Here is a 13,650-nt window from a genome sequence, read left to right on the forward strand (position 1 = left end):
CGATCATACGCCCAAATCCTGATGCCGCCTTACCGGCGCTTACGGGACTGGAAGACGAAGCCGATGATCTTGGCGGCGGCGTCGAAATGTTCGCGCGGAATAACCTCGTCCACCTCGACGGTGGCGTACAGGGCGCGCGCCAACGGCACGTTCTCGACGATCGGCACGCCGTGCTCGGTCGCCACTTCGCGGATGCGCAGGGCCAAGGCGTCGACGCCCTTGGCCACGCAGATCGGCGCCCCGTCGCCCTGATCCGGCTCATAGCGCAGGGCGACCGAATAGTGGGTCGGGTTGGTCACGATGACGGTGGCCTTGGGCACATTGGCCATCATCCGCTGGCGGCTGCGCTGCATGCGGATCTGCTTCAGCTTGGCCTTGATGTGCGGGTCGCCTTCGGACTGTTTGAAGTCTTCCTTCAGCTCTTCCTTGGTCATGCGCATCCGCTTGGCGAAGCGCATCTTCTGCCAGATGAAGTCGGCTCCGGCCGTGGCGCCCAGCAGGATGATCGAGGCCACGAACAGCGAGATCGCCATGTCGCGCGCCAGCGGCAGGATCGCCAGCGGGCTGATTGAGGCCATGTTCTCGAACTCGCGCAGGTGCGGCTTCAACACCATCCAGCACACGACGCAGACGGCGATCAGCTTCAGGAAGGTCTTGACGAACTGCGCCAGGCCGTCGGGGCCGAAGATGCGCTTGAACCCCTGCATCGGGCTGACCGCCGACCATTTGGGCTTCAGCTTTTCGGCGGTGAAGATCAGGCCGGACTGGGCGACATTGCCCCCGACCCCGCCCAGGATGGTCGCCAGCATGACGGCTCCCAGAAAGGGCGCCACGGCCCAGACGGCGCGCACCATGATCTGGTTTCCGGCGCCCGAGTTCAGCACCCCCAGCATCTCGTGCGGCGCGGCGATGAAGGGCAGCATCTGTTCGGCGATGGACGAGGCGAACCAGCCTCCCCCCATCAGGATCACCGCCGCCGCTCCCGCCAGCGACAGCACCTGGGCGACGTCGGGCGACTTGGCCGCATCGCCCTTCTTTCGGGCGTCCTCAAGCTTTCGCGGGGTCGCCTCTTCGGTTTTCGACTCGGGATCCGCGCCTTCAGCCACCAGGGCCTCCCAGCACGAAATACTCCGCCAGACGGCGGTAGCGGTCGATGAAGAGGGTGCCCAGCGCACCCAGGCTCAGCGCGAAGATCGACAGGCCCAGGATGACGCTCAAGGGCGCGGCGGCGAAATAGACCTGGAACGACGGCATGACCCGCGCCACCAGGCCGGACGCCAGGTTGAAGATCAAGGCGAAGACCAGCACCGGCGCCGACAGCTGCACCCCCAGCAGGAAGCTGTCGCCCAAGGTCCGCACGGCCATCTGGGTGAAGTCGGCCATCATCAGCGGCTGGGCCGGCGAGATCAGCCGATACGAGCCCACCATGCCGGCGATGAACAGGTGATGGGTGTCGGTGGCGAACAGCAGCGTCACCCCCAGCAGGGCCAGAAAGGCGGCGATGGTCGAACCGGGCTGGGCCTGCATCGGATTGGCGGTCTGGGCGAAGCTCAGCGTCGTCTGCAACGACACGATCTCGCCCGCCGTCGCCAGGGCGCTCATGAACATGCGCAGCAGCAGGCCGATCATCAGGCCGACGACCACCTCGCGGATGATCCACCCGACCATCAACCCCATGCTGTCCGGCAGGCCCGGCAGCGATGCGCGCACCACCGGCCACAGCGCCAGACTGATGACCAAAGCCAGCGACAGTCGCACGCGCGGCGGCACATAGGCCTCGCCGAAGCCAGGGATCAGCATCAGGATCGCCCCGATCCGGGCGAAGATCAGCCCGCCGGCCCAGACCTGATCGGCGGTCGCATAAGCGTCCACTACATCCCCGCGATGCGGGCCGCGATCTGGCGCATGAAGCCGCCCAACAGGGCGCCCATCAGCGGCAGGAACAGGATCAGGCTGACGAAGATGGCGATGATCTTGGGCGCATAGATTAGGGTCTGCTCCTGAATCTGCGTCAGGGCCTGAAACAGGCCGATCACCACGCCGACGACCAGACCGACCAGCAACACCGGCAGGCACAGCTGGATCGTCAGCCAGATGGCGTCGCGCCCGACGTCCAGAACTTCCGCGCCGTTCATCGGCCCACTCCAGCAACTACTGGGCAGAAAATGCCGACAGGATGGTTAACAGGCCGCTAACCACACGCGTCTTCGCGCGGCCCTGACCATGGAAAAATCTCGTCAGCGGCCTTGAACGGCGCCGCTTCGATGCCGACCTCCCCGCCTTCGCCTTGGGGAGCGCCAGCCATTCGATTTCAGACGAATTAGACGAATTAGACTCTCTTTTTCCGACTCCACCGTCTGAACGCGCGTCCGCCTCGTAATGGGACGGCTCGCCCTCTCCCCTTCCCTCAAGCGCTCCGCTATCTAGGCCGCCATGACCGACGCCCCCGCCTCCAAAGTCTCCCAGGCCGACGCCGAAGCCGCCGTCCGCACCCTGATCGAATGGGCCGGTGACAACCCGGACCGCGAAGGTCTGCTGGAAACCCCCGCCCGCGTCGCCAAGAGCTACCGCGAGCTTTTCCAGGGCTATGAGGTGGATCCCCTCTCCTATCTGGAGAAGACCTTCGAGGAGACGGGCGGCTACGACCAACTGGTCGTGCTGAAGGACATCCGCTTCGTCAGCTTCTGCGAGCACCATATGCTGCCGGTCGTGGGCAAGGCGCACGTCGCCTATCTGCCGACGGACCGCGTCGTCGGCATCTCCAAACTGGCTCGCGTCGTGCGCGGCTTCGCCCGCCGCCTTCAGATCCAGGAGAAGATGACCTCCGAGATCGCCGAGGCCATCCAGACCGTCCTGCGCCCCCACGGCGTCGGCGTGGTCATCGAGGCCGAGCACAGCTGCATGACCCTGCGCGGCGTCAATGCGCCCGGCGCCAGCCTGTCGACCAGCCACCTGATCGGCGTCGTCCGCGACGATCCCCGCACGCGCGAGGAGTTCATGCGTCTGGTGCTGTCGTGACGTTCGCCTGACAGGCGAACTGGCCCGACGCTTGCGGTGAAGGGATCAAAGGAGGCGCTGACGATGCCCTGGTCCCCGATTTCGACCCGCAATGAGACAGTTCAGATTGCGCGCGGCGGCTGGCTGGACGCACTGCGTTTCATCGTGGCCTTCCTGATCATCCTGCATCACTTCCAGGCCGCAGGGCCCGAGCCGCTCGCCCATCTGATCAATCCGATCTTCGAACGCGGCGGCTTCCTGCTGACCAACTTCTTCCTGATCGACAGCGGCTATGTGCTGATGCGCGTCTATGGCGCGGCGGTGGACAAAGGCCGGATGTCGCCCGGCGACTTCTTCCTCAAGCGGTTCCTTCGCGTCGTCCCCGCCCATCTGTTCATGGGGCTTTCGCTGGTCGGCTTCGTGCTTCTGGCCACCGCCGCCGGCTCGCCGCCCCGCAATCCCGAATGGTTCGCCTGGGATCAGCTGCCGGCCCAGCTGCTGCTGCTGCAATCCTATGGCGTGCATGGCGGCCTGGGCTGGAACGCGCCGACCTGGTCGATCTCGGCCCTGATCGGCTGCTATCTGGCCTTCCCCTGGATCATTCGCGGCCTGATGCGTCTGGGTCCTTGGTCGGCCCTGGCCGTCGGCGTCGGCGTCTATCTGATCGCCAACCAGCTGTGCTGGTCGTTCCTCGGCTATCCCGTCTATCAGATGCCGATGCGCTACGGCATCATCCGCGCCTTGCCGCTGTTCTTCCTGGGCATGTGCCTGGCCTGGTTCGCCCAGAAGGTCTGGATCGCCCCGCGCCTGGCCGGCTGGGCCGGGGTGCTGGCCGCCGTCGGCTTCTTCGCGCTTCAGCTTCACGACAAGCACGCCCTTGTCGCCCTGACCCTGATCTCGATCATCATCCTGGCCGCCGGCGCCGTGCCTGTGACCAAGCCCTCGAAGTGGGTGGAGACCGCCGCCATGGTCTCCTTCTCCATGTTCATCTCCAACGAGGTGGTCCGCATCGTCTGGTTCGGCGTGGTCAATGCAGTCGAGGCGCGCGTCGCCTTGCCCCTCTTCGTTCAATGGGGCCTGTGGGGCCTGGGCGTCATCGCGGCGGTCGCCTTCGCCTTCGCCTTCCACTTCGCGATCGACAATCCGATCCAGACCCGCATCCGCGCCTGGCTGAAGCGTCGCAGCGCCCGTCGCGGCAAGGCGCAACCCAAGCTCGGCCCGGTCATCTCCATCGACGGCTGATCGCCAGCGATCCTCGACCCCAAGGTCACCTTGGCGACCGGCGATCCTCGACCAAAGTCGCTCTCTCCACCCGCCCCGCTCTCGGTCAATGTCGGCGTCCACGCATCCTGAAGGATGTGCAGAACGGCCGATAACGGCGACACGGGAGGAAATGGAACATGGCAACCGACGCACCCCTTGCGTCCGGAGGAGAGGAGCACACCGTCGATCGCAGCGATCGCCTGGTCATCCTCGCCTCATCGGTCGGCACCGTCATCGAGTGGTACGACTTCTATCTTTACGGCTCGCTGGCGGCGATCATCACCGTCCAGTTCTTCTCCGGCGTCAACGAGACCACCGGCTACATCTTCGCCCTGATGGCCTTCGCCGCCGGCTTTGCAGTGCGGCCGTTCGGCGCCATCGTCTTCGGGCGGCTGGGCGACCTGTGGGGACGCAAGAACACCTTCCTCGTCACCATGCTGCTGATGGGTCTGTCGACCTTCGTCGTCGGCCTCTTGCCGCCCTATGCGGTCATCGGCATAGCCGCGCCTATCATCCTGGTGTTGATGCGCCTGATCCAGGGCCTGGCCCTGGGCGGTGAATACGGCGGCGCCGCCACCTACGTCGCCGAGCACGCCCCGCAGGGCAAACGCGGCTACTACACCTCCTTCATCCAGATCACCGCGACCGCCGGCCTGGTGCTGAGCCTCGTGGTGATCCTGAGCGTTCGCTACACACTGGGCGAGGAAGCCTTCGCCGCCTGGGGCTGGCGCATCCCGTTCCTGGTCTCGATCCTGCTCCTGGGCGTCTCCCTGTGGATCCGCCTGAAGCTGGCCGAAAGCCCGTCGTTCAAGCGGATGAAGGCTGAGGGCAAGGGCTCTAAGACCCCGCTGAAGGACAGCTTCGGCAAATGGCCCAACCTGAAGCTGGTGCTGATCGCCCTGCTGGGCCTCACCGCCGGTCAGGCCGTCATCTGGTACACCGGTCAGTTCTACGCCCTGTTCTTCCTGGAACGGGTCATGAAGGTCGACGCCACCCTGGTCTATGTGCTGCTGACCATCGCGCTTCTCGCCGCCTCGCCCTTCTTCATCTTCTGGGGCTGGCTTTCGGACAAGGTGGGGCGCAAGCCGATCATCCTGGCCGGCTGCCTGATCGCGGCCCTGACCTATTTCCCGCTGTTCAACGCCCTGACCCAGGCCGCCAATCCGAAACTGGCCGCCGCCGCCGCCTCGGCGCCGGTCACGGTCTACGCCGATCCGGCAGACTGTAATCTGCAGTTCGATCCGGTGGGCAAGACGGTGTTCAACCACTCCTGTGATGTGGCCAAATCCTATCTGGCCAAGGCGGGCGTGACCTACACCAACGTCGCGGCGCCGGCGGGCACGGTCGCCGAGGTGCGCATCGGCGATCAGGTCGTCATCCCCAGCTTCCGGGGCGACGCCATGGCCCCGGCCGATTTCGCCGCCCAGAAGAAGACCTGGGACAAGAGCCTGGGCGAGGCGCTGACCGCCGCCGGTTATCCGGCCAAGGCCGACAGCGCCCTGGTCAACAAGCCGATGGTGGTGCTGATCCTGTTCATCCTCGGCTTCTATGTGACCATGGTCTACGGACCGATCGCGGCGGCCCTGGTCGAGATGTTCCCAACCAACATCCGCTACACCTCCATGTCCCTGCCCTATCACATCGGCAATGGCTGGTTCGGCGGCTTCCTGCCGACCACCGCCTTCGCCATCGTGGCGGCGACGGGCAACATCTACTCCGGCCTGTGGTACCCGATCGTGGTGGCCCTGGGGACGGTCGTTCTGGGCTTCCTGCTGGTCAAGGAAGGCAAGGACGTCGATCTGAACGCCTGATCCTGCTTTCAGGCGGAATGAAGGGCGGGTCGTCGCAAGACGGCCCGCCTTTCGCTTGTGAAACACCCCGCGCCCGGTTCAGATGCCCCGATGTTCAGCCTGACGATCCTCGGCCTGGTCGCCGCCTATATGGCGGTGCTGTTCGCCGTCGCCTGGTCTCAGGAACGGCCGTCGGCGCGCGCGCGCGGCAAGGGGTTGGGGCCGTCGGTCTATGCCCTGTCGTTGGCCATCTACTGCACCTCATGGACCTACTATGGCGCGGTCGGCACGGCGGCGCGCGACGGGTGGGAGTATCTTCCCATCTACATCGGCCCGGTGATCGGCCTGACGTTGCTGTTTCCGCTATGGCGCCGGATCGCGGCGGCCGCCCGGCGCGAGAACGTGGGCTCCATGGCCGACTTCGTCGCCTCGCGTTACGGCAAGAGCCAGACCCTGGGCGCGGCGGTCACCGTCGTCGCCATCCTGGGGTCGCTGCCCTATATCGCGCTGCAGTTGAAGTCGCTGTCGATGGCCGGGGCCCTGCTGACCGCCGGCACGCCGGTGGCGGGGTCCGAGGGTCTGACGGTCCTGGTGCTGGCCGGCGTCCTGGCCTTCTTTGCCATCCTGTTCGGAGCGCGCCGTCCCGACCTGACTGAGCACAATCGCGGCCTGATCCAGGCGATCGGCCTGGAATCGATGGTCAAGCTGGGCGCCCTGCTGTTCGTCGCCGTCTTCGCCCTGGTCCTGCTGCTGAACGAAGGCTCGCCCCCACGCATCGTCGAGGGCCTGGGCGCCTTGGCCGCGCCGCCCGAGGTCACGCCGCGCTTCACCGCCATCACCCTGCTGTCGACCTTGGCCATCTTCTGCTTGCCGCGCCAGTTCCATGTCGCCTTCGTCGAGGGCGCCCAGCCGTCGGACGTAAAGCGGGCTCGGTGGATCTTTCCTCTCTATCTGCTGCTCACCAGTCTGGCGGTGCTGCCGCTGGTGGCGGCCGGCGCCCTGTTCGCGCCCTCAGTGAATCCGGACTTGCTGGTGCTGGCCCTGCCGTTCCAGCGCGGCGAGACCCTGCTGACGGCCGTGGTCTTCGTCGGCGGCTTTTCCGCCGCTACCGCCATGGTCATCGTCGAGGCCGTCGCCCTGTCGGCCATGGTGTCCAACAGCCTGATCCTGCCCTTCCTGGCGCGCGAGCGTTGGCGGGTGCGCGGCGACGCCTCCGACATGGCTGGGACCATCCTTCAGGTCCGGCGCGGGGCCATCGTCGCGGTCCTGCTGCTGGCTTGGCTCTATTATCAGGCGACGGACCAGTCGCGCGGCCTGGCGGCCATGGGGCTGGTATCCTTCGCGGCGATGGCCCAGCTGGCGCCGGCCCTGTTCGGCGCGGTCCTTTGGCGCGGCGGCCATGCGCAGGGGGCGCTGGCGGGCATGACGGTCGGCATGGGCGTCTGGATCGTCATGCTGGCGCTTCCCCAGCTGTCGCCCAGCGCGCCCTGGCACCTGCACGTCATGCTGGGGATAGGCGACCCGCTGGCGCTCGGCGTCTTCGTCAGCCTGGCGCTGAACCTGGCGGCCTATGTCGGCGTGTCGCGCTTTGCTCAGCCCCGCCTGATCGACCGGGTTCAGGCCCGCGCCTTCGTGGATCGGCTGGGACCGGACTGGATGGAGGCCCGGCCCGCGCCGTCGGGCGCCTCGGTCGGCGATTTGCGCGCCCTGGTGGCTCGCTTCATCGGCGACGAACGGGCCGAGCGCGCCTTCACCGCCTGGGGCGATGAGACCGACACCAAGCTGCGCGACGCCGACCCAGCCGACGCGGCCCTGGCGCGCGCCGCCGAGCGGATGCTGGCCGGCGCCATCGGCGCGGCCTCTGCGCGGCGGGTCATCGCGGCGGCGCTGGCCGGCGTCGGGCGCGCGCCCGAGGATGTGGTGCGGATGCTGGACGAGGCGTCCCAGGCGGTTCAGTTCAACCGTGACCTGCTGCAGACCACGCTCGACAACATCGACCAGGGCGTGATCGTGGTGGACGAGGATCTGCGCGTCACCGCCTGGAACAGGCGCTACGTCGCCATGTTCGACCTGCCGGCGGGCTTCGTCCACGTCGGCCTGCCCATCGCCGTCATTTATCGGCTGAACGCCGAGCGCGGCGAGAGCCCCGACGACATCGAGGCCTGGGTCGAGCGACGGCTGGAAGCGCTGAGCCGCCGCATTCCCCACGATCACGAACGCCAGCAGCCCGACGGCCGGGTGCTGCGCTCCTCAGGCGCGCCGATCCCCGGCGGCGGCTACGCCACCAGCTACACCGACATCACGGCCCTGCGCCAAGCCGCGCGTGAGCTGGAAGAGGCCAACGAACGGCTGGAGGCGCGCGTTGCGGACCGCACCGCCCGACTGGACGAGGCCCGGCGCGTGGCCGAGGACGCCACGGCCTCCAAAACCCGGTTCCTGGCCGCCGCCAGCCACGACCTGCTGCAACCGTTGCACGCCGCCCGCCTGTTCATCGCCGCCTTAAAGGAGGAGCCGGCTCTGGAAGACCCGACCAGCCGCACCCTGGCCGTCAACGCAGACCGCGCCATCGACAGCGCCCACCGTCTGCTGACCGCCCTGCTGAACCTGTCCAAGCTGGAGGCCGGCGGCGTGCGGACCAATGTCGCGCGGCTGTCGCTGGGCGGCCTGTTCGACGAACTGCGCCGCGAGTTCGCGCCCGTGGCCGAGGCCAAGGGTCTAGAACTGACCGTGATGTCCAGCCGCCTGTGGGTCGCGTCCGACCGTGATCTGCTGCGCTCCATGCTGCAAAATCTGGTGGCCAACGCCATCCGCTATACGGATGCCGGCCGGGTGTTGGTCGGGGCGCGTCGGCGGGGCGAGACGGTGCAGCTGTTCGTCTGCGACACCGGACGCGGGATCCCCGATACCGAACACGAAACCGTCTTCGGCGAGTTCGTGCGTCTGCCGGGCGCTGTCGACGAACCGGGCGCAGGCCTGGGGCTGGCCATCGTGCGCCGCCTGTCCAGCCTGCTCGATCACCCGCTGGAGCTGAGTTCACGTTTGGGACGCGGCACGACCTTCCGGATCACCGTGCCGCGCAGCGCGGCCGACCTGCCCGCCGAGGCCCCGCCGGTGCGCGAGGCGCGCCTGCCGCTGTCGGGTCTGCGCGTGTTGTGCGTGGACAATGAGCCGGTGATTCTGGACGCGCTGAACGCTTTGCTCACCCGCTGGGGCGCGCGGCCGACGCTGGTCGCCAGCGTCGAGGCGGCCAAGGCGGCGCAAGGGCCGTTCGACGCCGCCGTGGTCGATCTGCATCTGGGCGATGGGCCGGAAGGCTTCGCCGTCATCGACTGGCTGAGGCCCCAGGGCGTGCGCCGCATCGCCCTGGTCACCGCCGACACCCGCGACGGGCTGAACGAACAAGCGACGGCGGCCGGCGCCGTCCTTTTGCCAAAGCCGATCAAGCCGGCGGCGCTGAAGGCCTTCCTGTCTAGTTAAGCCGGGTCCAGCGACTTGGCCAGGATCACCGCCTGGGTTCGGTTGTGAACGCCCAGCTTTCGAAACACGCTAGTCAGATGCGCCTTGATGGTGGCCTCGGACACGCCGAGGTCGAAGGCGATCTGCTTGTTCAGCCGGCCGGCCTTCAGCCCTTCGAGGATCCGCAGCTGCGACGGCGTCAGGCTGGCCACGCGGCCGGCCAGATCGTCATCGGCCTCGGGCACATCCGGCGCCCAGCTGTCGCCGGCCAGAATGGCCGCGATCGCCTCGACCATCTGCGGCAGGGACGAAGACTTGGGAATGAAGCCGGCGGCGCCCAAACCCAAGGCGTGGCGCACAACGGGCGCGTCCTCACTGGCCGAGACCACCGCCACCGGCACGGTCGGCTGTTCGGCCCGCACGGCGGCGAGGCCCGCCATCCCCTCACTGTCCGACAGCTTCAGATCCAGCAGCAACAGATCGACGGCCCCCGCGACCATGGCGGCCTTAGCCTCGGCCAGGCTGGCGCATTCCACCACCTCCGCGCCCGGCGCTGCCTTATCGACGGCCGAGCGCAGGGCGGCGCGAAACAGGGGATGGTCGTCGGCGACGACGATGCGATCCATGGGCTTCCTTCCGTGCGCGGCGTCTGACCGGCCGCGTCGTCGCCATCATGGCGCGGTTCGACTTTGGTCGAAATTAGACCAATGGCCAATGGCTCCCCGAGGCCGGAGGCGGAAAGGTCGTCAAAGGGACGCCCGCGCGAGACGGGCGCGGGAGGTTCATCATGATCACGAAAAGCCTGATGGCGGGAGCCGCCGCCGTTGCGCTGATGACGACGCCCAGCCTGGCCTCGGCCCAGGACCAGGCCGCGCTCGAGGCGCGCATCGCTCAGCTCGAAGCCCAGTTGAACGCCCTGAAGTCCGAGGTCGTCGCCGCGCGAACCCAGCAGGCGGCGCAACAGCAGGACATCATCCGCCTGGAGACCCGCCCCGCCGCGCCCGCCCCGGTCCAGCAGGCCGCGGCGCCCTCCGCCCCCAGCGACGGCTTCCGAATCGGCGACCACACGGTCAAGTTCGGCGGCTTCGTCAAGGTCGATGCCTACGCCAGCCGCTACTCGGGCGGCGACCCGGCAAACGGCGACGCGCTGCGTGAATTCCACATTCCCGGCTCCATCCCCATCGGCGGGACCGATGAGGATACGGCGACCGACTTCAACGCCCGCCAGACCCGCTTCTGGCTGACCACCGACGGCATGGTCGGCGGCCACAAGATCGGCACCCGGATGGAGATGGACTTCCAGACCCTGCCCGGCGCCGGCGACCAGCGCACCACCAGCCCGGCCAACCCGGCCCTGCGTCGCGCCTTCATCACCATCGACAACTGGCTGATCGGCCAGGAGTGGACCAACTTCCAGAACACCGCCGTCCTGCCTGAATCCGCCGACTTCATCGGCGCGGCGGAGGGCACGGTCTTCGCCCGTCAGGTCCAGGTCCGCTATACGCGCGGTCCCTTCTCGGTCTCGGTCGAGAACCCGGAGACGACCGTGACCCCGTTCGGCGGCGGCGCGCGCATCGTCGCCGACGACAACAGCCTGCCGGACTTCACCGCCCGCTATGCGGTGTCCAAGCCCTGGGGGGATTTCCAGATCGCGGGCCTGCTGCGCCAGCTGAAATACCAGAGCCCGGCCAGCAACATCGATTCCACTGCGACCGGCTGGGGGCTGTCGGCCTCGACCAAGATAAAGGTCGGCGCCAAGGACGATCTGCGCCTGATGGTGACGGGCGGCGAGGGCATCGGCCGCTATGTCGGTCTCAACTTCTCCAACGACGCGGTGCTGAACGGCTCGGGCGATCTGGATGCGATCGGCGTGGTCGCCGGCTTCGCCGCCTATCGCCACGTCTGGGCGCCCGGCTGGCGTTCCAGCCTGATCTGGTCGGCGCAGAAGGTGGACAACGACACCGGCTTCACAGGCCTGGCCGCCAACCGTTCGGCCCAGAGCCTCCACGCCAACTTGATCTGGTCGCCGGTTACGGCGTTTGATGTCGGGGCCGAGCTGATGTTCGCGGACCGCGAGATCGAAACCGGCGCCAGCGGCGACATGACCCGTCTGATCCTGTTCGCCAAATACGGATTCTGATTTGATGCCGGAGACGTCTCGCGTGCCTGATCCCGCTCTCTATCCCGTCCCTGCCGACTGGGCCGACAAGGCCCACATGGACCGGGAAACGTATGAGGCGGCGCGGATCGCCGCGCGCGAGACGCCCGACGCCTTCTGGGCCGAACAGGCAAAGCGTCTGGACTGGATCACGCCGCCGACCCGGATCAAGGACGTCTCCTTCAATAAGCAAGACTTCCGTATTCGCTGGTTCGAGGACGGCGTCCTGAACGTCTCGGCGAACTGCATCGACCGGCACCTGCCCCACCGCGAGGACGAGACGGCGATCATTTGGGAAGGCGACGATCCCGCCGACAGCCGCCACATCACCTTCGGCGAACTGCACGCCGAGGTGTGCCGCATGGCCAATGTGCTGAAGGCGCACGGGGCCAAGAAGGGCGACCGGATCACCCTGTATCTGCCCATGATCCCCGAGGCCGCCTACGCCATGCTGGCATGCGCGCGCATCGGCGCGGTGCATTCGGTCGTCTTCGGAGGCTTCTCGCCCGACAGCCTGTGCGGCCGGATCGAGGACTGCGGCTCCAACCTGGTCATAACCGCCGACGAGGGCCTGCGCGGCGGCAAGCACATTCCGCTAAAGGCCAATGTCGACGAGGCCCTGACGAAGGTGAAGGTCGATACCGTCCTGGTCATCCGCCGCACCGGCGCCGACGTGCCGATGATCGAGGGCCGCGACTTCGACTATGGGCTGGAGGCCGCCAAGGCCGACGCTGACTGCCCGCCCGAGCCGATGAACGCCGAGGATCCGCTGTTTATCCTTTACACCTCCGGCTCGACGGGCAAGCCCAAGGGCGTGCTGCACACCACGGGCGGCTATCTGTTCTGGGCCGCCTGGACGCACGAGATCGTCTTCGACTATCGCCCCGGCGAGGTCTTCTGGTGCACCGCCGACGTCGGCTGGGTCACGGGCCACTCCTATATGGTTTATGGGCCGCTCGCGAATGCGGCGACGACCCTGATGTTCGAGGGCGTCCCCAACTATCCCGACGCCGGCCGCTTCTGGCAGGTGGTGGACAAGCACAAGGTCGAGATCTTCTACACCGCCCCCACGGCCCTGCGCGCCCTGATGCGGGAAGGCGATGCGCCGGTGAAGGCCTCTTCGCGCGCCTCGCTGCGTCTGCTGGGAACCGTTGGCGAACCGATCAACCCGGAGGCCTGGCGCTGGTATCACGAGATGGTCGGCGACGGCCGTTGCCCCATCGTGGACACCTGGTGGCAGACCGAGACGGGCGGCCATCTGATCACGCCGCTTCCCGGCGCCACCGACCTGAAACCCGGCTCGGCGACCCTGCCCCTGCCCGGCGTCGAGCTTCAGATCGTGGACGCCGAGGGCCAGCCCCTGGAGGGCGCCGTTTCCGGCAATCTGTGCATCACCGACAGCTGGCCGGGCCAGATGCGTACCGTCTATGGCGACGACCAGCGCTTCTTCGACACCTATTTCTCGACCTATCCGGGCCGCTATTTCACCGGCGACGGCTGCCGCCGGGATGAGGATGGCTATTACTGGATCACCGGCCGGGTGGACGACGTCATCAACGTGTCCGGCCACCGGATGGGCACGGCCGAGGTCGAGAGCGCGCTCGTCCTGCACGACGATGTCGCCGAGGCGGCGGTGGTCGGCTATCCGCACGACATCAAGGGCCAGGGCATCTACGCCTATGTCACCCTGAACAAGGGCGCCGAGGCGACCGAAGATCTGAGAAAGGCGCTGGTCGCCCACGTCCGTCACGAGATCGGCCCTATAGCCGCCCCCGACGTAATCCAGTGGGCGCCGGGCCTGCCCAAGACCCGGTCGGGCAAGATCATGCGGCGCATCCTTCGCAAGATCGCCGAGAACGAGATCGGCGCGCTGGGCGACACCTCGACCCTGGCCGACCCGTCGGTCGTAGACGATCTGGTCAAGAACCGCGCCGGGGCCTGAAGACGCGGGTTCAATGCGGGGGCTGATGCGCCTATCTGTGCGTC

General features: G+C 67.3%; 10 protein-coding genes. 6 read left to right on the forward strand and 4 right to left on the reverse strand.

Features of this window, described 5'->3' with window-relative positions:
• Positions 1-29: 29 nt before the first annotated feature.
• Genes flhB through fliQ form a run of 3 tightly spaced genes read right to left on the reverse strand, consistent with a single transcriptional unit; the run spans position 30 to position 2,135 of the window.
• Entirely contained in the window at positions 30-1,106 is a 1,077-nt protein-coding gene (flhB, locus tag E4341_RS00145; protein ID WP_091750338.1) for a flagellar biosynthesis protein FlhB, read from the reverse strand.
• Positions 1,099-1,872, reverse strand: coding sequence for a flagellar biosynthetic protein FliR (gene fliR, locus E4341_RS00150; protein ID WP_039246288.1), 774 nt, complete (start codon positions 1,870-1,872; stop codon positions 1,099-1,101). Before fliR ends, flhB begins: the two co-directional genes overlap by 8 nt.
• Positions 1,872-2,135, reverse strand: coding sequence for a flagellar biosynthesis protein FliQ (gene fliQ / locus E4341_RS00155; protein ID WP_017505641.1), 264 nt, complete (start codon positions 2,133-2,135; stop codon positions 1,872-1,874). Before fliQ ends, fliR begins: the two co-directional genes overlap by 1 nt.
• Before the next feature lie 298 nt (positions 2,136-2,433).
• Between fliQ and folE the strand changes: the two genes are divergently transcribed.
• The 4 genes from folE (at position 2,434) to E4341_RS00175 (ending at position 9,527) form a co-directional block, all read left to right on the forward strand.
• Positions 2,434-3,018 carry a GTP cyclohydrolase I FolE gene (gene folE, locus E4341_RS00160; RefSeq protein ID WP_039246287.1) on the forward strand — a complete coding sequence of 195 codons (585 nt, stop codon included), beginning with the start codon at positions 2,434-2,436 and terminating at the stop codon, positions 3,016-3,018.
• Between the two features lie 63 nt (positions 3,019-3,081).
• Positions 3,082-4,239 (forward strand): acyltransferase, encoded by a 1,158-nt coding sequence (locus E4341_RS00165; protein ID WP_165113827.1) that lies wholly within the window; start codon positions 3,082-3,084, stop codon positions 4,237-4,239.
• Between the two features lie 158 nt (positions 4,240-4,397).
• Entirely contained in the window at positions 4,398-6,071 is a 1,674-nt protein-coding gene (locus E4341_RS00170; protein ID WP_017505637.1) for an MFS transporter, read from the forward strand.
• Between the two features lie 90 nt (positions 6,072-6,161).
• Entirely contained in the window at positions 6,162-9,527 is a 3,366-nt protein-coding gene (locus E4341_RS00175) for a PAS domain-containing hybrid sensor histidine kinase/response regulator (RefSeq protein ID WP_165113831.1), read from the forward strand.
• On the opposite strand, the gene E4341_RS00180 is transcribed toward E4341_RS00175, so the two are convergent.
• The gene (locus E4341_RS00180; protein ID WP_165113835.1) at positions 9,524-10,132 is read right to left on the reverse strand and encodes a response regulator transcription factor; all 609 of its coding nucleotides are present in this window, start codon (positions 10,130-10,132) and stop codon (positions 9,524-9,526) included. The genes E4341_RS00175 and E4341_RS00180 overlap by 4 nt on opposite strands.
• Positions 10,133-10,293: 161 nt before the next feature.
• On the opposite strand from E4341_RS00180, the gene E4341_RS00185 reads away from it, so the two are divergent.
• Both E4341_RS00185 and acs read left to right on the forward strand, forming a co-directional pair.
• Positions 10,294-11,646 carry a DcaP family trimeric outer membrane transporter gene (locus tag E4341_RS00185; RefSeq protein WP_165113840.1) on the forward strand — a complete coding sequence of 451 codons (1,353 nt, stop codon included), beginning with the start codon at positions 10,294-10,296 and terminating at the stop codon, positions 11,644-11,646.
• A gap of 4 nt (positions 11,647-11,650) precedes the next feature.
• Entirely contained in the window at positions 11,651-13,606 is a 1,956-nt protein-coding gene (acs, locus tag E4341_RS00190) for an acetate--CoA ligase (protein WP_165113845.1), read from the forward strand.
• Positions 13,607-13,650: the final 44 nt, after the last annotated feature.

This window comes from Brevundimonas sp. 'scallop' (assembly GCF_011045535.1).
GTDB lineage: Bacteria > Pseudomonadota > Alphaproteobacteria > Caulobacterales > Caulobacteraceae > Brevundimonas > Brevundimonas vesicularis.